Source organism: Burkholderia sp. Bp8984, from assembly GCF_003853755.1.
Taxonomy (GTDB): Bacteria; Pseudomonadota; Gammaproteobacteria; order Burkholderiales; family Burkholderiaceae; genus Burkholderia.
On sequence record NZ_QTQN01000023.1, the window covers coordinates 90275 to 110922 of the forward strand.

Here is a 20648-nt window from a genome sequence, read left to right on the forward strand (position 1 = left end):
CCCAAGTCAAAGCCGATCCACGATTGCCGCCCGCAAGCCCTGGCCGGACGGCCAAAATCACCGGGCAGACACGTCCGACAGACCGGCATATCGCGGATTCGACTTATAATCCGCGGCATCACCCATTTCGATCATCATGTCGTCGTCCACCGCCTCCCCCACCCTCAGCGCCGCCCACCTGCTCGCCCCGATCGCCAGCGACATGGAGCAGGTGAATCGCGTTATCCGGCAAAGCCTCGCGTCCGACGTGCTGCTGATCAACCAGATCGCCGAGTACATCATCGGCGCGGGCGGCAAGCGGCTGCGTCCGGCCCTGCTGCTGCTCGTCGCCGGCGCGCTCGGCGAGACGTCGCACCAGCGGCACGTGCTGGCCGCCGTCGTCGAATTCATCCACACGGCCACGCTGCTGCATGACGACGTCGTCGACGAATCCGAACTGCGGCGAGGCCGCCAGACGGCCAACGCGCTGTTCGGCAACGCGGCGAGCGTGCTGGTCGGCGACTACCTCTATTCGCGTTCGTTCGAGATGATGGTCGGCGTCGGCAAGATGCGCGTGATGGAAATCCTGTCGGAAGCGACGACGATCATTTCCGAAGGCGAAGTGCTGCAGCTCCTGAACATGCACGACGCGGACGTCGACGAGACGCGCTACATGCAGGTGATCCGCTACAAGACGGCGAAGCTGTTCGAGGCATCGGCCCGCCTGGGCGCGGTGCTCGCCGGCGCCGATGCGCCGACCGAAGCCGCCGCCGCCGAATACGGCCGCCGGATCGGCACCGCATTCCAGATCATGGACGACTGGCTCGACTACGCGGGCACGGCCGAAGCGATGGGCAAGAATGCCGGCGACGACCTGCGCGAAGGCAAGCCGACACTGCCGCTCATCTATCTGATCGAACGCGGCACGCCCGAGCAATCGGCGCTCGCCCGCGAGGCGATCGAACAAGGCGGCACCGATCGCTTCGACACGATCTTCGACGCGATCACGCGTTCGGGCGCGCTCGACCATACTCTCGAATGCGCGCGCCAGGAAGCACAGGCCGCCGCGGCCGCGATCGCCGCGTTCCCGGATTCGATCTACAAGGAAAGCCTGCTCGCACTGTGCTCGTACTCGACGTCGCGACAGTCGTAAGCGCGCGGCGACCACGACACGAACCGCATTTCGAAAAATTTCTTCATCAAGGTATTCCCTTTTCGAAAAAACATCGTTATAGTTACGTTCTTGCTTGTGACGACGCAGCGATCTGAACGAAAGCGGCGAAGTCGGAAGAGCAAAAAATCGGGGTGTAGCTTAGCCTGGTAGAGCGCTACGTTCGGGACGTAGAGGCCGGAGGTTCGAATCCTCTCACCCCGACCAGATTTTGAAAAAACCGTGCACCGTGTGCACGGTTTTTTTTTGCCTTCTTCTGCCTGGTCTCGCGAGCGCGCGTGTCGCGCACGACACATCCCGGCCGCCGGCCTCTGCTATATTCCCTCCATCCCTGTCCTTCACTGCCCTTCTGACGCGTGGACCAAATTCCCTTATGGGCGCAAATCGGCGCCGTCTTCCTGCTTCTCCTCTGCTCCAGCTTCTTTTCCATTTCCGAGACCGCGATGATGGCGCTCAACCGCCATCGGCTGAAGCATCTCGCCGGCCAGGGCGTGCTCGGCGCGAAAACCACGCAGGGTCTCCTCACGCGCACCGACCTGCTGCTCAGCGTGATCCTGATCGGCAACAACCTGTTCAACACGATCATCCCGGTCCTGACGACGTCGCTCGCGCTGCACACGTTCGGCCGTAACAACCTGGCGCTGTCGATCGCGACCGGCATCGTCGCGTTCCTGATCATCGTGTTCGCGGAAATCGCGCCGAAGATCGTCGGCGCGACCTTTCCCGAACGCATCGCGCTGCCCGCCAGTCTCGTGATCGCGCCGCTGATGCGCGTGTTCAAGCCGGTCGTCTGGTTCGTCAATGAACTGGCGAACGGCGTTCTCTGGATGCTGCGCATCAATACGAAGAAGGGCCGCGACCAGCGGATGTCCGCCGACGAGCTGCGCGCGATCGTGCTCGAGTCGAGCAGCTTCATGCCGACCAAGCACCGCAGCATCCTGCTCAACCTGTTCGACCTCGAGAACATCACGGTCGACGACGTGATGGTGCCGCGCCGCCAGATCGAGTCGCTCAACTTCTACGCGCCGCTCGACGACATCCTGCATCAGCTCGAGACCTGCTATCACAACCGCCTTGTCGTCTACGAAGGCGACATCGACAAGGTGCTCGGCGTGCTGCACGTCCGCAAGACGCTCACCGCACTGCACAACCAGGATTTCGACCGCGAAACGTTGCGCACGCTGCTCGCCGAGCCGTACTACGTGCCGTCGGGCACGCCGGTCGTCCAGCAGCTCCAGTATTTCCAGGAAAGCCGCCAGCGGACCGCGCTCGTCGTCAACGAGTACGGCGAACTCGAGGGGCTCGTCACGCCCGAGGACATCATCGAGGAACTGATCGGCGAATTCACGACGTCGATGCCGCGCGGCGAACGCGCGGGCGGCTGGAACGAGAACGGCGAATGCATCGTCGCCGCCAGCATGCCGCTGCGCGAACTGAACCGCTGGCTGCACCTGCAACTGCCGACCGACGGACCGAAGACGCTCAACGGCCTGATCCTCGAAATCCTCGAGGAAATCCCCGAAGGCGACGTGTGCCTGAAGATCCGCGACGTGATGCTCGAGGTCATGCGCAGCGACGACCAGGCCGTGCGCACCGTCAAGCTCTTCAAGCCGCGCAGCACGCGCGCACGCGGCGCGCGCTAGCCGAACGGCCGACTGTCGGCGCCGCGCACGATACGCGACCATTTGCCGGTCACGATCAACAGGCGGCCGAGCGCCGGCTCACATGCACTTCCCACTTCCCGGGGCGCCGCTGCACACGCAGCGGCCGCCTGTCTCCACCGACGCATCGCCCGCCGAAACACCGCGGTCGCTCGATGCGGCGCAACTCGACGACTCACCCGCCGTACGGCTGCTGACCGACACGCTGCACGCCGCCCGCGTGCGCGACGCGTCCGACATCCACGTCGAACCGTTCGAAGCAGGCTGGCGCATCCGCCTGCGCATCGATGGCGTCCTGCATGAACACGCGCGGCCGCCCGCTCATCTGCGCGACGCGCTCGTGACGCGGATCAAGGTGCTCGCCCGCATGGACATCGCCGAGCGCCGGCTTCCGCAGGACGGCCGGCTGCGCATCGCGGTCGACGGCGGCACGCGCGGCGACTACCGGGTCAGCTCGCTGCCCACGCTGTTCGGCGAGAAGCTCGTGTTGCGCCGCCTCGAAACGCTGCCGCCCGACCTCACGCTCGCGCGTCTCGGCTTCGACGCGCGGCAGGCCGCGGCGATGGAAGCCGCGATACGCGCGCCGCACGGTCTCGTGCTCGTGACCGGGCCGACCGGCAGCGGCAAGACGCTGTCGCTCTACTGCGCGCTGCAGATGCTCGACCGCGATGCGCACAATGTGTGCACGGTCGAGGATCCGGCCGAGATCCAGCTCGACGGCATCAACCAGGTCGGCGTCGCCGAAAAAGCCGGGCTGACGTTCGCCACTGCGCTGCGCGCGCTGCTGCGTCAGGACCCGGACGTCATCATGGTCGGCGAGATTCGCGATGCGGAGACGGCCGACGTCGCGATCAAGGCCGCTCAGACCGGGCACCTCGTGCTGTCCACGCTGCATACGAACGACGCGCCGGCAGCCGTCGCGCGACTGCTCGACATCGGCGTCGCGCCATACAACCTCGCCGCCGCGTTGCGCCTCGTCACCGCGCAACGCCTCGTGCGGCGCCTGTGCCCCACCTGCCGCGTGCGTTCGGACGCGTCGGTGCGCGCGCTGCGCGAAGCAGGCTGCAATCCGGCAGCACTGGAATCCGGGTGGCGCCCGTTCGTCGCGCGCGGCTGTGCCGCCTGTCACGGCATCGGTTATCGAGGCCGCATCGGCCTGCATCAGACGATGCCGGTTTCACCGGAGATGGCGGAACGCATCGTCGCGCGCGCAAGCGTCGGTGCGCTCGCGCAATGCGCGGCAGCCGAGGGCGTACGTAGTCTGCGCGACGCGGCACTCGCGCACGTTCGCGACGGTACGACGAGCGTCGCGGAAGCACTGGCCGCGACGCCCGACGCGTGATCGCGATGCCTGCACCGCCGCACGAGACGCGTTTCGCGTGGCGTGGCCGTCGTCGCGACGGCACGCCATGCCGCGGGAACGTCATCGCCTTCGACGCCGCCGCCGCACGTGCGGCGCTCGCGCGCGACGGCGTCACGGTGCTGTCGCTCGATGTCCGCGGCACGGCCCGGCCGCCGTCGGCCGGCGCGCGGGAAGTCACGCGCTTCACGCGTCAGCTCGCGAGCCTGCTGCAGGCCGGACTGCCGCTCGCACCGTCGCTCGAGATGCTCGCGCGCACCCGCACGCGCGACGGGCTGCCGCGCATCGCCGCCGGCCTCGCACGCGAGATCGTCGGCGGGCAACGCTTCGCCGCCGCGCTCGCACGCTACCCGTCCCAGTTCGGCACGCTGTATCGCCAGTTGATCGAGGTAGGCGAAGCATCGGGCGCGCTCGGCACCATACTGACCCGCGTCGCGGAGCACCGCGAACGTGCCGACGCGCAATGGCGCAAGCTGCGTGCCGCGCTCGCCTACCCGGTCGCCGTCATCGTGTTCGCGCTCGCGATCTCGGCCGCGCTGATGGTGTGGGTCGTGCCGACGTTCCGGCAGATCTTCGACGGCTTCGGCGCGGCCTTGCCGGCGCCGACCCGAGCCCTGCTCGCCCTCTCGTCCGCGACCTCGGCCTGGGGCGGCACGTTCGTCGCCGGGGCAGCGGTGGCGGGGCTCGCCGCACGTCACGCGCTGCGGCGCTCGCCATCGCTGCGCTACACGGCCGCGCGGCACGTGCTGGATGCGCCGCTCGTCGGCGGCGCGCTCACGCGGTTCGCCACCGCGCGCTGGTGCCGCTCGCTCGCAACGCTGCTCGGTGCGGGCGTCCCGCTCGCCGATGCATTCGCCACGCTCGAACGCACCGCCGGCCATCCGGTGTTCGAGCAGGCCACCGCGCAGATCGCGACGCACGTGCTGCGCGGCGCGCGTCTCGCCGATGCGATGCACGCGGCGGGCTGCTTCCCGGACGACGTCGTGCAGCCGATCGCCGTCGCCGAGGAAACCGGCGCGCTCGACACGATGCTCGCCGATATCGCCGCGCTATGCGAGCGTCAGCTCGACGCACGGCTCGATGCGCTCGCCGCGCTCGGCGAGCCGCTGATCGTGATCGTCCTGGGTGCGCTCGTCGGCGGCCTCGTGATCGCGATGTATCTGCCCATCCTTCAGCTGGGCAACGTGGTGTAGCATCGCAACCGATTCTGTCGCCTTTCAAGCCCGAACCCGAGCCCCATGACGCCCGCGCCCCTGACCACCGTTTTCGACTCGCCCGACAGCACGTTGCACGCGCTGGCGATGCTGCCGCTCGCGGTGCAGTATGCGTTCGCCGTCGTGCTCGGCCTGTGCGTCGGCAGCTTCGTGAACGTCGTCGTGCACCGGGTCCCGGTGATGATGCAGCGCGCGTGGCAGGCCGAAATCGCGGAAGCAACCGGCAGCGCAAGCTCGCCGCCGGACGACGGCTATCCGCCGCACTACGATCTGTGGCGCCCGCGCAGCGCCTGTCCGCATTGCGGTCACGTGCTGCGTGCGTGGGAAAACATCCCGCTCGTGAGCTACCTGCTGTTGCGCGGGCGCTGCCGTCAGTGCGGCCATGCGATCGGCGTGCGCTATCCGCTCGTCGAGCTCGCCGGTGCGCTGCTCGCCGCCGGTTCGCTCGCCGCGTTCGGCCCCACCGTTGCCGCACTCGCCGCGTTCGGACTGTGCGCCGCGCTGCTGGCGATGAGCGCGATCGATATCCAGACCGGCTACCTGCCCGATTCGATGACGCTGCCTCTGCTGTGGGCCGGGCTCGCACTGAATCTCGGCGGCACGTTCACGTCGCTGCGTTCGGCCGTGGTCGGCGCGATGGCCGGCTACCTGTTCCTGTGGTCGGTCTACTGGCTGTTCAAGTGGCTGCGCGGCATCGAGGGCATCGGCTTCGGCGACCTGAAGTTGCTCGCCGCGCTCGGCGCGTGGATGGGCTGGGCCGCGCTGCCGCAGGTCGTGCTGTTCGCCGCGGTGACGGGTGCGCTCGTCGGGCTCGTCGCGACCTGGCGCGGTCGCATGCGCTTCGAGGAGCCGATTCCGTTCGGCCCGTTCCTCGCGGCAGGCGGTGTCGCCACGCTGTTTTTCGGTACCCCTTTCTATTCGGCGCTCGGCGGCTGACATGACACGCTGCCGGCGTCCGCCATGTTCGCTGCGTCGCGGGGAGGCGCTTCGCTTCCGCGCGGCCGCCCGGCGGAGGCTCACATGTTTGCAATAGGACTGACCGGCGGCATCGGCAGCGGCAAGACGACCGTCGCCGACCTGTTCGCCGCACGCGGTGCATCGCTCGTCGACACCGACCTGATCGCGCACCGCATCACCGCCCCGGCCGGTCTCGCGATGCCCGCGATCGAACACGCATTCGGACCGGACTTCGTCGCGGCCGACGGCTCGCTCGATCGCGCGAAGATGCGCGCACTCATTTTCAGCGACGACGACGCACGCCGGCGCCTCGAGGCGATCACGCATCCGCTGATCCGCGCCGAAACCGATCGCGAAGCCCGCGCAGCGCGGGGCCCTTACGTGATCTTCGTCGTGCCGCTGCTCGTGGAGTCAGGTAACTGGAAGGCGCGCAGCGATCGAGTGCTCGTGGTCGACTGTCCGGTCGAAACGCAGATCGCACGTGTGATGCGACGCAATGATTTCACGCGCGAACAGGTCGAAGCGATCATCGCGAGACAGGCAACGCGCGAGGCGCGTCTCGCAGCGGCCGACGACGTGATCGTCAACGACGCGACGACACCCGATGCGCTCGCCGCGCAGGTCGATGCACTGCACCAACGCTATCTCGCATTGGCGGCTGCCGCGCACTGATCGCGGCGTGCGATCGGATGGTGTACGAAATTGGTGCGTTGCTAGGGTAGACAGTGAGCATTAGAATGTCCTGCATTGTTTCAATCCCTACCCTAGAGGCGAGCGCGCTTGATTCTTTACGAGTATCCGTTCAACGAGCGAATTCGCACGCTGTTGCGCCTCGAAGACCTGTTCGAGCGCTTCGCGTTCTTTTTGGCTCAGGAGGACCCGCGTGAGCATCACGTCGCGCTGACGACGCTGTTCGAAATCGCCGAGGTCACGGGCCGCGCGGACCTGAAATCGGATCTGATGAAAGAGCTCGAACGTCAACGCCAGACGCTCGCCCCCTTTCGCGGCAATCCGGGCATCGAACAGAATGCGCTCGAGTCCGTGCTCGGTGAAATCGAGCAGACGCTCGCCAATCTTGCGCAGATGCAGGGCAAGACCGGGCAGCATTTGGTCGACAACGAGTGGCTCGCCAGCATCCGCAGCCGCGCGGTGATTCCCGGCGGCACGTGCAAGTTCGACCTTCCGTCGTACTACGCGTGGCAGCAATGGCCCGCGGAACAGCGGCGCCAGGACATCGCGAAATGGATCCTGCCGCTGCTGCCGCTGCGCGATGCCGCGGCGATCGTGCTGCGGCTCGCTCGCGAATCGGGCCAGGCGTCGAAGGTGATGGCGATGCAGGGCAGCTACCAGCAGATGCTGTCGGGGCGCACCTATCAGCTGATGCAGGTGCGCGTGCCGCCGGAGCTGCGCGTGATTCCCGAAGCGAGCGCCAACAAATACATGTTGTGGGTACGGTTCACCATGCAGGACGGCGACGTGCGGCCGCGCGCGGTGGACATCGACGTGCCGTTCCATCTGACACTGTGCAATCTGTAACGGCCGTGTGCCGGTTCGACGCTTTCGTATGACTACCGTTGTGAAATGTCCTTCGTGCGGCGCAGAAGTGCGCTGGACGCCTGAAAACAAGTTCCGTCCCTTCTGTTCGGCCCGCTGCAAGCAGCTCGACCTCGGTGCATGGGCCGCGGAAAAGTACCGGATCGGCGGGTCCTCCGACGAGGGTCCGTCGTCGGAGGAAGACGGCACCGACGGCCGCCGAGATAGCTGAGCGGCGCACGGCACCGCCCATGGGCGGATGTGGCCCGCCTTCCAGGCGAGCCGTCACGGCGTCATTGCGACGCCGCTTCCTTCTCGAGCAGTTCCAGCACCGGCAGCGCCGCCGGCAACAGCGGCGCGACCTCGACCGGCAGTTGCTGCCATACGAACGCCTGCCCTTCCTTGCTGTGCGGCTCACCCGTCCAGCCCGTCACCTTGCAGAAATAAAGCCGCACGTACGCGTGCGGATAATCGTGCTCGAGCGTATGCCAGCGGTGGCTGGCCGTGACTTCGATGCCGAGTTCCTCGTGCAGCTCGCGCGCCAGCGCGTCCTCGACGCTCTCCCCGGCCTCCAGCTTGCCGCCCGGAAACTCCCAATAGCCTTCATACGGCTTGCCCTGCAGCCGCTGCGCGAGCAGGTAGCGACCGTCTGGCTGCACCAACACGCCGACCGCGACTTCCGTCACCTTCCGGCCGTCGGGCGCGCGCACGGCGCTCGTTACGGAATCCGTGCTCATGCCTGCTCCTTGCGGCCCGACCAGTCGCGCGCGAACTGCCATGCGACACGCCCCGAACGCGAACCGCGCTCGAGCGCCCAGACGAGCGCATCGCCGCGTGCCGTCTCGATCTCGGCGTCCGCGCAACCGAAATGGCGCAGCCAGTGCGCGACGATGTCTAGGTAGTCGTCCTGCTTGAACGGGTAGAAGCTGACCCACAGGCCGAAGCGCTCCGACAGCGAGATCTTTTCCTCGACGACTTCGCCGGGGTGGATCTCGCCGTCCGGCAGATGCTTGTACGACTCGTTGTCGCTCATGTACTCGGGCAGCAGATGGCGGCGATTCGACGTCGCGTAGATCAGCACGTTGTCGGACTGCGCGGCGATCGAGCCGTCGAGCGCGACCTTCAGCGCCTTGTAGCCCGATTCGCCGTCCTCGAACGACAGGTCGTCGCAGAACACGATGAACCGCTCCGGACGCTGCGAGATCACCTCGACGATGTCGCCGAGATCGTGCAGATCGTCCTTGTCGACTTCGATCAGGCGCAGCCCGTCCTTCGCATAGGCGTTCAGGCACGCCTTGATCAGCGACGACTTGCCGGTGCCGCGGGCACCGGTCAACAGCACGTTGTTCGCCGGCTTGCACTGCACGAACTGTCGCGTGTTCTGCTCGATCAGCCCTTTCTGCCGATCGATGTTGTGCAGGTCGTCGAGCGTGATCGTCGACGCTGCCGGCACCGGTTGCAGATAGCCGCGCCCCTGGCGCTTGCGCCAGCGGAACGCGGTGGCGGCGTTCCAGTCGACGGCCGCCGGCGCCGGGGGCAGCATCCCCTCGAGGCGGCCGAGCAGCGCTTCCGCGCGCGTCAGAAACTGTTCGAGCTTGTCCATGTCGTTCGAGCGCTCCCGATCAGGAGCGGTAGTCCGCGTTGATGCTCACGTAATCGTGCGACAGGTCGCACGTCCAGACCGTTGCCTGCGCGTCGCCGCGGCCGAGCAGCACGCGAATCGTGATTTCGCTCTGCTTCATCACGCGCTGGCCGTCCTCTTCCTGATAAGCCGGGTTGCGGCCGCCGGCCTTCGCGACGAGCACGTCGTCGAGATAGAGATCGATCTTGCCGACGTCGAGATCCGTGACGCCCGCGTAGCCGATCGCCGCGAGAATCCGGCCCAGGTTGGGGTCGGATGCATAGAAGGCCGTCTTCACCAGCGGCGAATGCCCGATCGCATACGCGATCTGGCGGCACTCGGCGACACTCTTGCCGCCCTCGACCTGCACCGTCATGAATTTCGTCGCGCCTTCGCCGTCGCGCACGATCAGCTGCGACAGCTGCTGGGCAACCTGCGTCACTGCATCGCGCAGCGCCGCATAAGCCGGCGAGTCGGTCGACGTGATCGCGGGCAGCGTGCTCTTGCCCGACGCGATCAGGATGAACGAGTCGTTCGTCGACGTGTCGCCGTCGATCGTGATGCAGTTGAACGAGCGGTCGGCCACTTCCTTCACGAGCGTGTCGAGTACCGGCTGCGCGACGTTCGCATCGAACGCGAGGAAGCCGAGCATCGTCGCCATGTTCGGCTTGATCATGCCCGCGCCCTTGCTGATGCCCGTCAGCGTGACCGTATGGCCGTCGATCGTCACCTGGCGCGACGTGGCCTTCGGCAGCGTGTCGGTCGTCATGATCGCCTGCGCGGCGTCGTACCAGTTCGCGGCCTTGCGGTTCGCGAGCGCGGCCGGCAGCCCGGCCTTCAGGCGGTCGATCGGCAGCGGCTCGAGGATCACGCCGGTCGAGAACGGCAGCACCTGTGCGGCGTCGAGGCCCGCGAGACGCGCGAGTTCCGCGCAGGTTTCGCGGGTGTTCGCGAGGCCTGGCTCGCCGGTGCCCGCATTCGCGTTGCCCGTGTTCACGACGAGCGCGCGGATGCCCGCGCCGCCCGCGCGCACCTTCGCGAGATGCTCGCGGCACACGATCACGGGCGCGGCGCAGAAGCGGTTCTCGGTGAATACGCCAGCGACCGTCGCCCCTTCGTCGACGGAGATGACCAGCACGTCCTTGCGATTCGGCTTGCGGATGTTCGCTTCCGCCCAGCCGAGCGTGACGCCGGCGACGGGATGGAGTTGGGCGGGATCGATCGACGGAAAATTGACAGCCATGGGGCACACCTGCCGGATGGAAAATGCCGGCACGCGCCGGCATCGATTGGAAGAACCGGCGGCCGCACGCGCGGGCCGCCGCAACTCACGTCACTGACTCGAAGCTGCGAACGAAGCGGCACGCGGATGCGCGCCGCCGCCGATCATGACAGCTTCCCGTGACATTGCTTGTACTTCTTGCCGCTGCCGCACGGGCACGGGTCGTTGCGGCCGACCTTCGGCATCTCGCCGCCGGGGCCGCTGTGGGTCATCGCACTGCCGACCATGTCGGCCGTCGCCGTGGCCGCGGTGGCGGCCGCGACGTTCGCGACCGGCGCGCCGGATTCCGCGTAGTCGGCGTGCTGAAACTCGACGTTTTCGAGATGACCGCCGCGCTCCTCGATCTGCTCGGCGGCTTCCTCGAGCTGCTCAGGCGACTGGATCTGCACGTTCATCACGATGCGCGTGACTTCCTGCTTGATCGCGTCGAGCATCGCGGCGAACAGCTCGAACGCTTCGCGCTTGTATTCCTGTTTCGGGTTCTTCTGCGCATAGCCGCGCAGGTGGATGCCCTGGCGCAGGTGGTCGAGCGCCGCGAGGTGCTCGCGCCACAGCCGGTCGACCGTCTGCAGCATCACCGAACGCTCGAACGCGCTGAACGATTCGCGGCCGACCAGCGCGACCTTCGCCTCGTACTGCTCGTCGGCGGCGGTCGTCACGGCTTCGAGAATCTCCTCGGCCGTGATCGACGACGACTCGTTCACCATTTCCTGGATCGCGAGGTCGAGCTGCCAGTCGTTGCGCAGCGCTTCCTCGAGCTCGGGCACGTCCCACTGTTCCTCGATGCTGCCTTCCGGCACGAACTGGCGGACGACTTCGGTGATCACGCCGTGACGCATCGCCGAGATCGTCTCGGTGATGTCGTGCGCTTCGAGCAATTCGTTGCGCTGCTGGTAGATCACCTTGCGCTGGTCGTTCGACACGTCGTCGTATTCGAGCAGCTGCTTGCGGATGTCGAAGTTGCGCGCTTCGACCTTGCGCTGCGCCGATTCGATCGAACGCGTGACGATGCCGGCCTCGATCGCCTCGCCTTCCGGCATCTTCAGGCGATCCATGATCGAGCGCACGCGGTCGCCCGCGAAGATGCGCAGCAGCGGATCGTCGAGCGACAGATAGAAGCGCGACGAGCCCGGATCGCCCTGGCGGCCCGCACGGCCGCGCAGCTGGTTGTCGATCCGGCGCGATTCATGGCGCTCGGTGCCGATGATGTGGAGGCCGCCCGCGGCCTTCACCTGCTCGTGCAGCGTTTCCCACTCGTCGTGCAACTGCTTGATGCGGCGCGCCTTTTCGTCGGCCGGGATCGCTTCGTCGGCTTCGATGAATGCGGCCTGCTTCTCGGCGTTGCCGCCGAGCACGATGTCGGTACCGCGACCGGCCATGTTGGTCGCGATCGTGATGCGCTTCGGACGGCCGGCTTCCGCGACGATCGCCGCTTCACGCTCGTGCTGCTTCGCGTTCAGCACCTCGTGCGGCAGCCCGGCCTGCTTCAGCAGGTGCGACAGCAGTTCCGAGTTCTCGATCGAGGTCGTGCCGACCAGCACCGGCTGACCGCGCTCGTAGCACTCGCGAATGTCGCGGATCACCGCGTCGTAGCGCTCCTTGGCCGTCTTGTAGATCTGGTCCTGCTTGTCGATCCGCTTCGGCGGACGGTTGGTCGGGATCACGACCGTCTCGAGGCCGTAGATCTCGTTGAATTCGTACGCTTCGGTGTCCGCCGTGCCCGTCATGCCCGCGAGCTTTGCGTACATCCGGAAGTAGTTCTGGAACGTGATCGAGGCGAGCGTCTGGTTCTCGCTCTGGATCTTCACGTGCTCCTTCGCCTCGACCGCCTGGTGCAGGCCGTCGGACCAGCGGCGGCCCGCCATCAGGCGGCCCGTGAATTCGTCGACGATCACCACTTCGCCGTTCTGCACGACGTAGTGCTGATCCTTGTGGAACAGCGTGTGGGCGCGCAGCGCCGCGTACACGTGGTGCATCAGCGTGATGTTCTGCGGCGCGTACAGGCTCTCGCCCTCGCCGATCAGGCCCCACTCGGCGAGCAGCCGCTCGGCCTTCTCGTGGCCCGACTCCGTCAGGAACACCTGGCGCGACTTCTCGTCGAGCGTGTAGTCGCCCGGCTTCTCGACGCCCGTGCCATCGGCCTTCTCCTCGCCGATCTGGCGCTCGAGCAGCGGCGGCAGCGCGTTCATCCGCACGTACAGCTCGGTGTGGTCTTCCGCCTGGCCCGAGATGATCAGCGGCGTACGCGCCTCGTCGATCAGGATCGAGTCCACTTCGTCGACGACCGCGAAGTTCAGGGCCCGCTGCACGCGCGCGTCGGTCTCGTAGACCATGTTGTCGCGCAGGTAGTCGAAGCCGAACTCGTTGTTCGTGCCGTAGGTGATGTCCGACGCGTAGGCCTGCTGCTTCTGGTCGTGCTCCATGCCGGACAGGTTGATGCCGACCGACAGACCGAGGAAATTGTAGAGGCGCGCCATCCATTCGGCGTCGCGCTGCGCGAGGTAGTCGTTGACCGTCACCACGTGCACGCCACGGCCGGCCAGCGCATTCAGGTACACGGGCAGCGTCGCGACGAGCGTCTTGCCCTCGCCGGTGCGCATTTCCGCGATCTTGCCGTAGTGGAGCACCATGCCGCCGATCAGCTGCACGTCGAAATGGCGCATCTTCAGCACGCGGCGGCTCGCCTCCCGGCAGACTGCGAACGCCTCGGGCAGCAGCTTGTCGAGCGACTCGCCGCCCGCGATCCGCTGGCGGAACTCATCCGTCTTACCGCGCAACTGGTCGTCCGTCAGCTTCTCGATCTGCGTTTCGAGCGCATTGATCGTCGCGACGGTCTTTTGGTATTGCTTGACGAGCCGCTGGTTGCGGCTGCCAAAAATTTTCTGGAGAAAACCGGTTGTCATCGGATCGGATCCTGCGTCGCAGCACCGGCGCCCGGCGCGTGTTGCGCGCCCCGACGCCCGAGCCTCGGCGGCTTAGCGAATTAGTGGAATCAAACGAGGAATTTTAGCACGCGAGGAAGCATGCGCCGGTGTCCCGGCCCGACCCACGCCGCACGCCGAACCCGTGCAGGCAACCGGGCGCACGGCCCGAAAGCCGCCCGTGCGGGAGCCGGCGCGGGTACAATCGGCGTCAACGCCCGCGCCCGTGCGCGCCCGAAGAATGCCTCGATGAACCGATTTTCCAAGCGTTTCGGCCCGCTCCCCGCATATCGCCCGCAACCCGTGTCCGAAGTGCTCAACCGCACCGACGCGTTCGCGGCGCTGCGCGCCGGCGTCGAACAGGTCGCGTCGCTGCAGCGCGACCTCGCGGCGCTCCTGCCCGACTATCTTGCGAATCATGTCGAACCGGGCTCCATCAAGGACGGCACCCTGACCCTCTTTGCCGCGCACAATGCGCTCGCGGCCCGCCTGCGGCAGGTCGAGCCGCGCCTGCTCGCCGATCTCCAGAAGCGCGGCTGGCCGGTCTCGGCGCTGCGCGTACGCGTGCGGCCGAAGGACGCGCCGGAACCGCCGCACGTGAAGCAGGCGCGCATGACGACCGTCGGCGCCGCCGCGTTGCGCGAGCTCGCCGATCACCTCGAGCCATCGCCGCTGCAGGCCGCGCTCGCGCGGATGGCCGCACGGCACGGCGCGAAGTCGTCGCGCTGAACGCGCACCGCCGCCCGTGCGGGCCGGCCGCCCAATAAAAAAGCGACCCGAGGGTCGCTTTTTTTATCGCGGGGCGCCGGACGCCGATCAGGCGAAGGCCGTCTGCGCGTCGAACGCGAAGCCCTTCGGCGCAGCCTGCGGGTCGTCGAACGTGACGATCTCGTACGCGTCTTCGTGCGCGAGCAGTTCGCGCAGCAGCGCGTTGTTCAGCCCGTGCCCCGACTTGTACGCGGTGTACGACGCCAGCAGCGGATGGCCGACCACGTACAGGTCGCCGATCGCATCGAGCATCTTGTGCTTCACGAACTCGTCGTCGTAACGCAGCCCGTCGTTGTTCAGGATCCGGTACTCGTCGAGCACGATCGCGTTGTCCATGCTGCCGCCGCGCGCGAGACCCAGCTCGCGCATCATTTCGACTTCATGGGCAAAACCGAACGTGCGCGCACGCGCGATCTCGCGCACGTACGACGTATTCGCGAAATCGACCTCGAGTTCCTGGCCGGTCTTGTCGACGGCCGGGTGACGAAAGTCGATCGTGAACTTCAGCTTGAAGCCGAAATACGGATCGAGACGCGCGAACTTGTCGCCGTCGCGGATTTCGACCGGCTTCTTCACCTTGATGAAGCGCTTCGGCGCGTTCTGCTCCTCGATGCCCGCGGACTGGATCAGGAACACGAAGGACGCGGCGCTGCCGTCCATGATCGGGATTTCCTCGGCCGTCACGTCGACATAGAGGTTGTCGATGCCGAGGCCGGCGCACGCCGACATCAGGTGCTCGACGGTCGACACGCGCGCTCCATCCTTCTGCAGCACCGACGCGAGCCGCGTGTCGCCGATCGACATCGCGGATGCCGGAATGTCGACAGGCGTGGGCAGGTCGACGCGCGAGAATACGATCCCCGTGCCCGGCGCGGCCGGGCGGAGCGTCAGTTCGACCTTGCGGCCCGAGTGGAGACCGATGCCCACGGTCTTCACGATCGCTTTGATGGTGCGCTGCTTCAACATGGTGTTCTTCGTCTTGATTGAGAATATCAATCAGGAGTTATATTCGATAGGTGAGATTATAGCGTAATTCCCTATTCGACGCTGTTTGAAACTGCGTATCAATCTGTTTCGACTGGTTACCCGCGCCGATACGGGACGGGCCGATGCCCGGAACGGAGGCGTTTCCGGTCATCGGCCCGTGTTACAACTGCCCTGAGGCCGGTGAGCAGCGTTGCCGGCAGGCAACGGCGCACCGCACGATCAGGACTTCAACGTCGCGAGCACACTCGCCGCATCGCTCACTTCGAACTTGCCCGGCGCTTCGACGGCCAGCGTCTTGACCACACCGTCGTCGACCACCATCGCGTAGCGCAGGGAACGGATTCCCATGCCACGCGCGGACAAATCCTGCGTCAGCCCCAGCGCATGAGTGAAAGCAGCGCTGCCGTCCGCCATCATGCGCACCTTGCCCGCGGTGTGCAGATCACGTCCCCATGCGCCCATCACGAATGCGTCGTTGACGGACACGCACCAGAGCTCGTCGATGCCCGCCGAGCGCAGTTGCTCGGCGTGCTCGACATAGCCCGGCACATGCTGCGCCGAGCAGGTCGGCGTGAAAGCTCCCGGCAATCCGAAGATCACCACCCGCTTTCCCGCAACCTGGTCGCGCACGCTGAAGGCATTCGGCCCCAGCGTGCAGCCTTCGCGCGCGTCGTCGATGAACTCGAACAGTTGCGCGTCGGGCAGCGCGTCGCCCACTTGAATCATGGCTGGTCCCTCATAGCGATACGGTTTTTCAGCGTGTTGCGGACAGCACGGCCCATCCCGCCTCGCTCGAGCGAAGAGGGCACGCTTCCCGGCCCGGCGTCGCATCCGACGCGGCCTGTCGTGGTCCGTGGCATCCGTCACGCCGGCGTTACCGCGGCAAACTTGCCGCGGCTTCGCCTGTGTGCGTCGTCAGTCAGCCTGCTTGCGCAGGAAAGCCGGGATGTCGTACGTGTCGACACCCTTCTCCTGCAGCGCCTGCACGTGCGATGCCGCGGTTTCGCGCGAGTTGCGCCACACCGCCGGCGTATCGAGCGCGCCGTAGTCGGCCGTGCTGACGTGCTGCGGCTGCGCATAGCCGTGCGAGACGTTCACCGGCTGGTTGTCGGTGCCGGTGCGCAGCAGCGTCATCGGAGCCGATTGCTGCTTCTTCGCCGCACGGCCCAGACCCGTCGCCACGACCGTCACGCGCAGCGCATCGCCCATCGCGTCGTCGTACACCGCACCGAAGATCACCGTGGCATCTTCCGCCGCGTAGCTCTTGATCGTGTTCATCACTTCGCGCGTTTCCGACAGGCGCAGCGAACGGCTCGACGTGATGTTGACCAGCACGCCGCGCGCGCCCGACAGATCGACGCCTTCGAGCAGCGGGCTCGCCACGGCCTGTTCCGCCGCGAGGCGTGCGCGATCGACGCCGGCGACCGTCGCCGTGCCCATCATCGCCTTGCCCTGCTCGCCCATCACCGTCTTCACGTCTTCGAAGTCGACGTTCACGAGGCCATCGACATTGATGATTTCGGCAATGCCCGCAACCGCGTTGTTCAACACGTCGTCCGCGCACTGGAAGCACTTGTCCATCTCGGCGTCATCGCCCATCACGTCGAACAGCTTGTCGTTCAGGACGACGATCAGCGAGTCGACGTGATCCTCCAGTTGCTGCGAGCCTGCTTCCGCGACGCGCATGCGCTTGCCGCCTTCGAATTCGAACGGCTTGCTGACGACACCAACCGTCAGGATGCCCATCTCCTTCGCGATCTGCGCGACCACCGGCGCCGCGCCCGTGCCCGTGCCGCCACCCATGCCGGCCGTGATGAACACCATGTGCGCGCCACGCAGTGCGTCGGCGATGCGCTCGCGCGCCTCTTCCGCCGCCGCCTTGCCCATTTCCGGCTTCGCGCCGGCGCCGAGGCCCGTGTTGCCGAGCTGGATCACGGACGGTGCGCGCGCACGCGACAGCGCCTGTGCGTCGGTGTTCATCACGATGAAGTCGACGCCCTGCACGCCACGGTTGATCATGTGCTGAACGGCATTGCCGCCAGCGCCGCCAACGCCGACCACCTTGATGATGGTGCCGTTGGTTTCGGTTTCCAGCATTTCGAATTCCATTGTTGCCTCCGTCAAGAAAATAGAACTACTCGGCCGTTATTCGGCAGGAGATCGGGCAACCCCCTGTCGCGCGCCAGCCGCCGGCACCGGCGCGAATTTCGATTCGGTATGTCAAAAGTTGCTCAGGAACCATTCCTTCATCCGCGAGAAGATCTGCCCCGCGTTGCCGGACTGCACGGCGACCTTGCGACCGCGCATGCGCTGTGCACTGCCTTCGACCAGCAGGCCCATCGCCGTCGAGTAGCGCGGGTTGCGCACCACGTCGGCGAGGCCGCCTGCGTATTCCGGCGCGCCGATGCGCACCGGCTTCAGGAAAATGTCTTCGCCGAGCTCGACCATGCCCGGCATCATCGAAGCCCCGCCGGTAATGACCACGCCGGAGCTCAGCAGTTCTTCGTAACCCGACTCGCGCACGACCTGCTGCACGAGCGAGAACAGTTCCTCGACGCGCGGCTCGATCACAGCGGCAAGCGCCTGGCGCGACAGCGTGCGCGGACCGCGTTCGCCGAGGCCCGGCACTTCGACCATCTCGTCCGGATCGGCGAGCGCCTGCTTCGCGATCCCGTAGCCGACCTTGATGTCTTCCGCGTCCGGCGTCGGCGTGCGCAGCGCCATCGCGATGTCGCTCGTGATCTGGTCGCCGGCGATCGGAATCACCGCGGTGTGGCGGATCGCGCCTTCGGCGAAGATCGCGATGTCGGTCGTGCCGCCGCCGACGTCGACCAGCACCACGCCGAGATCCTTCTCGTCTTCAGTCAGCACGGCCAGCGACGACGCGAGCGGCTGCAGGATCAGGTCGTTCACTTCCAGCCCGCAGCGGCGCACGCACTTGACGATGTTCTGCGCGGCGCTGACCGCACCGGTCACGATGTGCACCTTCACCTCGAGGCGGATCCCGCTCATGCCGATCGGCTCGCGCACGTCTTCCTGGCCGTCGATGATGAATTCCTGCGTGAGGATGTGCAGCACCTGCTGGTCGGTCGGGATGTTGATCGCCTTCGCGGTCTCGATCACGCGCGCGACGTCGGTCTGCGTGACTTCCTTGTCCTTGATCGCGACCATCCCGCTCGAGTTGAAGCTGCGGATGTGGCTGCCGGCGATCCCCGTGAACACGTTGGTGATCTTGCAGTCGGCCATCAGCTCGGCTTCCTCGAGCGCGCGCTGGATCGACTGCACGGTGGCCTCGATGTTGACCACCACGCCCTTCTTCAGACCTTTCGACTCGCTCTGGCCGAGGCCGATCACCTCGTAATGGCCTTCGCCCTTCAGCTCGGCGACGATGGCCACCACCTTCGACGTGCCGATGTCGAGGGAAACCAGCAGATCCTTGTAGTCTTTGCTCATAAAGTGCTCTTGCGTGTGATCTCTCGTTACTTCTTGCGCTTGTCGGTATCGGTCAGGAACCGCATGCCTGCCGCACGAATCGCGAATCCGTTCGGATAACGCAGGTCCGCGTACTCGATGTCGTTGCCCCAACGCTCCGTGACGGCCGGCCAAGCGGCGACGAGGCGCTGGCTCCGGTCATGCAGCGACTCGCTGTTGCGTTCCTTGCCCAGCTCGACCTGCATGCCGTTCGACAGCTTCACCGTCCACGCGTAGCGCGCCGACAGCGTCACTTCTTCCGGCGCCGCCTTCAGCGGCGCAAACCAGTTCGCGAAGTCGTGATACCGCGTGACGACTTCCTTCGCACTGCCCTCCGGGCCGTCGAACGCGGGCAATTCCTGATCCAGTTCGCCCTGGTTCGCGGTGAACAGCTCGCCGTCGACGCTCACGAGCTGCGCACTGCCCCAGGTCCCGAGCGGTTTGTACTCCTCGAGCGTGACAGCCAGCGCATTCGGCCACACCCGGCGCACGCTCGCGTGGCGCACCCACGGCATCTGCTCGAACGCCGCCCGCGCCGCGTCGAGATCGACCGTGAAGAAATTGCCCTTCAGCCGGCCGACCACGCCTGCACGCACCGTCGGCGAGTTGATGTGCTCGGTGTCGCCATCGATCCGGATTTCGCGCAGCGCGAACGTCGGACGCTGGATCAGCCAGTAGCAGCCGGCCGCCGCCAACACGAGCAGCAACAGCGCGTACAGCGCGCTGGCGGCAAGGTTGAGTTGGCGAACGTTGTTCCACATACGTCGTTCCGTTCCTGCGTCAGTCGTTGAGCGTAAGCGACAGCACCTTCACGACCAGCTCCGAATAGCTGATGCCGATCGAGCGCGCGGCCTTCGGCGGCAGCGAGTGGTCGGTCATCCCGGGGGCCGTGTTCACTTCCAGGAAATACGCGCTGCCGGCGGCGTCGAGCATGAAGTCCGCCCGGCCCCAGTCGGTGCAACCGAGCACGTCGAACGCGCGGCGCGCGATGCGCTTCAGTTCCGCTTCCTGTTCGGCGGGCAGCCCGCACGGAATCAGGTACTGCGTGTCGTCGGCGACATACTTCGCGTGGTAGTCGTAGAACTCGCCGGCCGGCACGATCTTGATCAGCGGCAGGTCGAGATCGCCGGCGATGCACGCGGTGTATTCGCCGCCGCCTTCGATGCTCTTCTCGACGATCACGATCTTGTCGTGCGTCGCCGCTTCCGACAGTGCGGCGGGCAACGCGTCGGCCGTCTTCACCTTCAGCACCGCGACGCTCGAGCCTTCGCTCGCCGGCTTCACGAACAGCGGCAGGCCGAGCTTCGCGACGATGTCCGTCGCGCGCGCCGCGTAGTCGTCGCCGCGCATCACCGTCTCGAACGGCGGCGTCGGCACGCCCGTCTGCTGCCACACGAGCTTCGTGCGGAACTTGTCGAGGCCGAGCGCCGAGCCGAGCACGCCGCTGCCCGTGTAGCGGATCCCGTAGAAATCGAGTGCGCCCTGGATCTGGCCGTTCTCGCCGTAGCCGCCGTGCAGCGCGTTGAACGCGCGCACGAAGCCTTCGTCCTTCAGCGCCGACAGCGGCCGCTCGGCCGGGTCGAACGGATGCGCGTCGACGCCCGCGTCGCGCAGGCCCTGCAGCACGAGGCGGCCCGAGGTGAGCGACACCTCGCGCTCGGCGGATTCGCCGCCGAACAACACCGCCACCTTGCCGAAACGTTTCGGATCGATCCCGCTCATG

The 20648-nt window shown here is 66.5% G+C and carries 19 protein-coding genes and 1 tRNA gene; 10 read left to right on the forward strand and 10 right to left on the reverse strand.

Features of this window, described 5'->3' with window-relative positions:
- The first annotated feature begins 136 nt into the window (after positions 1 to 136).
- The 9 genes from DID98_RS22930 to DID98_RS22970 all read left to right on the forward strand — a co-directional run bounded on the left by DID98_RS22930 (position 137) and on the right by DID98_RS22970 (position 8107).
- A complete protein-coding gene (locus tag DID98_RS22930; protein WP_044844218.1) occupies positions 137 to 1132 on the forward strand; it encodes a polyprenyl synthetase family protein in 996 nt (331 codons plus the stop codon).
- Between the two features lie 148 nt (positions 1133 to 1280).
- Positions 1281 to 1357: transfer RNA gene (locus DID98_RS22935), tRNA-Pro, on the forward strand.
- A 149-nt stretch (positions 1358 to 1506) separates the two neighbouring features.
- Positions 1507 to 2793 carry an HlyC/CorC family transporter gene (locus DID98_RS22940; RefSeq protein WP_124571478.1) on the forward strand — a complete coding sequence of 429 codons (1287 nt, stop codon included), beginning with the start codon at positions 1507 to 1509 and terminating at the stop codon, positions 2791 to 2793.
- Positions 2794 to 2875: 82 nt separating this feature from the next.
- Positions 2876 to 4153 (forward strand): GspE/PulE family protein, encoded by a 1278-nt coding sequence (locus DID98_RS22945; protein ID WP_124571479.1) that lies wholly within the window; start codon positions 2876 to 2878, stop codon positions 4151 to 4153.
- 5 nt (positions 4154 to 4158) lie between these two features.
- On the forward strand, positions 4159 to 5364 hold the full coding sequence (locus DID98_RS22950; protein WP_124571480.1) for a type II secretion system F family protein: 1206 nt from the start codon (positions 4159 to 4161) through the stop codon (positions 5362 to 5364).
- A gap of 45 nt (positions 5365 to 5409) precedes the next feature.
- Positions 5410 to 6321, forward strand: coding sequence for an A24 family peptidase (locus tag DID98_RS22955; RefSeq protein ID WP_124488226.1), 912 nt, complete (start codon positions 5410 to 5412; stop codon positions 6319 to 6321).
- An 84-nt stretch (positions 6322 to 6405) separates the two neighbouring features.
- The gene (gene coaE, locus DID98_RS22960; protein ID WP_124571481.1) at positions 6406 to 7014 is read left to right on the forward strand and encodes a dephospho-CoA kinase; all 609 of its coding nucleotides are present in this window, start codon (positions 6406 to 6408) and stop codon (positions 7012 to 7014) included.
- Between the two features lie 108 nt (positions 7015 to 7122).
- Positions 7123 to 7878, forward strand: coding sequence for a cell division protein ZapD (gene zapD / locus DID98_RS22965; protein ID WP_044844223.1), 756 nt, complete (start codon positions 7123 to 7125; stop codon positions 7876 to 7878).
- 28 nt (positions 7879 to 7906) lie between these two features.
- Positions 7907 to 8107, forward strand: a complete 201-nt coding sequence (locus DID98_RS22970; RefSeq protein ID WP_039317342.1) for a DNA gyrase inhibitor YacG — start codon at positions 7907 to 7909, stop codon at positions 8105 to 8107.
- A 61-nt stretch (positions 8108 to 8168) separates the two neighbouring features.
- Here DID98_RS22970 and DID98_RS22975 read toward each other — a convergent pair whose 3' ends face one another.
- The 4 genes from DID98_RS22975 to secA form a co-directional block, all read right to left on the reverse strand.
- Complete coding sequence (locus DID98_RS22975) at positions 8169 to 8612, reverse strand: NUDIX domain-containing protein (protein ID WP_124571482.1); 444 nt, start codon at positions 8610 to 8612, stop codon at positions 8169 to 8171.
- On the reverse strand, positions 8609 to 9478 hold the full coding sequence (locus tag DID98_RS22980) for an ATP-binding protein (RefSeq protein ID WP_044844225.1): 870 nt from the start codon (positions 9476 to 9478) through the stop codon (positions 8609 to 8611). Before DID98_RS22980 ends, DID98_RS22975 begins: the two co-directional genes overlap by 4 nt.
- Positions 9479 to 9497: 19 nt before the next feature.
- Complete coding sequence (gene argJ, locus DID98_RS22985; protein ID WP_124488224.1) at positions 9498 to 10739, reverse strand: bifunctional glutamate N-acetyltransferase/amino-acid acetyltransferase ArgJ; 1242 nt, start codon at positions 10737 to 10739, stop codon at positions 9498 to 9500.
- A gap of 143 nt (positions 10740 to 10882) precedes the next feature.
- Complete coding sequence (secA, locus tag DID98_RS22990) at positions 10883 to 13681, reverse strand: preprotein translocase subunit SecA (protein WP_124488223.1); 2799 nt, start codon at positions 13679 to 13681, stop codon at positions 10883 to 10885.
- 267 nt (positions 13682 to 13948) lie between these two features.
- On the opposite strand from secA, the gene DID98_RS22995 reads away from it, so the two are divergent.
- Entirely contained in the window at positions 13949 to 14428 is a 480-nt protein-coding gene (locus DID98_RS22995) for a DUF721 domain-containing protein (protein ID WP_124500207.1), read from the forward strand.
- An 87-nt stretch (positions 14429 to 14515) separates the two neighbouring features.
- On the opposite strand, the gene lpxC is transcribed toward DID98_RS22995, so the two are convergent.
- The 6 genes from lpxC to DID98_RS23030 all read right to left on the reverse strand — a co-directional run bounded on the left by lpxC (position 14516) and on the right by DID98_RS23030 (position 20647).
- A complete protein-coding gene (lpxC, locus tag DID98_RS23000) occupies positions 14516 to 15433 on the reverse strand; it encodes a UDP-3-O-acyl-N-acetylglucosamine deacetylase (protein ID WP_124571483.1) in 918 nt (305 codons plus the stop codon).
- A 240-nt stretch (positions 15434 to 15673) separates the two neighbouring features.
- Positions 15674 to 16180, reverse strand: a complete 507-nt coding sequence (locus tag DID98_RS23005) for a peroxiredoxin (protein ID WP_044844230.1) — start codon at positions 16178 to 16180, stop codon at positions 15674 to 15676.
- A gap of 189 nt (positions 16181 to 16369) precedes the next feature.
- Positions 16370 to 17563 carry a cell division protein FtsZ gene (gene ftsZ / locus DID98_RS23010; RefSeq protein ID WP_044844231.1) on the reverse strand — a complete coding sequence of 398 codons (1194 nt, stop codon included), beginning with the start codon at positions 17561 to 17563 and terminating at the stop codon, positions 16370 to 16372.
- 111 nt (positions 17564 to 17674) lie between these two features.
- On the reverse strand, positions 17675 to 18907 hold the full coding sequence (gene ftsA, locus DID98_RS23020; protein WP_044844232.1) for a cell division protein FtsA: 1233 nt from the start codon (positions 18905 to 18907) through the stop codon (positions 17675 to 17677).
- Positions 18908 to 18933: 26 nt separating this feature from the next.
- Positions 18934 to 19686: a cell division protein FtsQ/DivIB gene (locus DID98_RS23025; RefSeq protein WP_124520021.1), complete on the reverse strand. Its 753-nt coding sequence runs from the start codon at positions 19684 to 19686 to the stop codon at positions 18934 to 18936.
- Between the two features lie 19 nt (positions 19687 to 19705).
- Positions 19706 to 20647 carry a D-alanine--D-alanine ligase gene (locus DID98_RS23030; protein ID WP_124571484.1) on the reverse strand — a complete coding sequence of 314 codons (942 nt, stop codon included), beginning with the start codon at positions 20645 to 20647 and terminating at the stop codon, positions 19706 to 19708.
- Position 20648 lies beyond the last annotated feature (1 nt).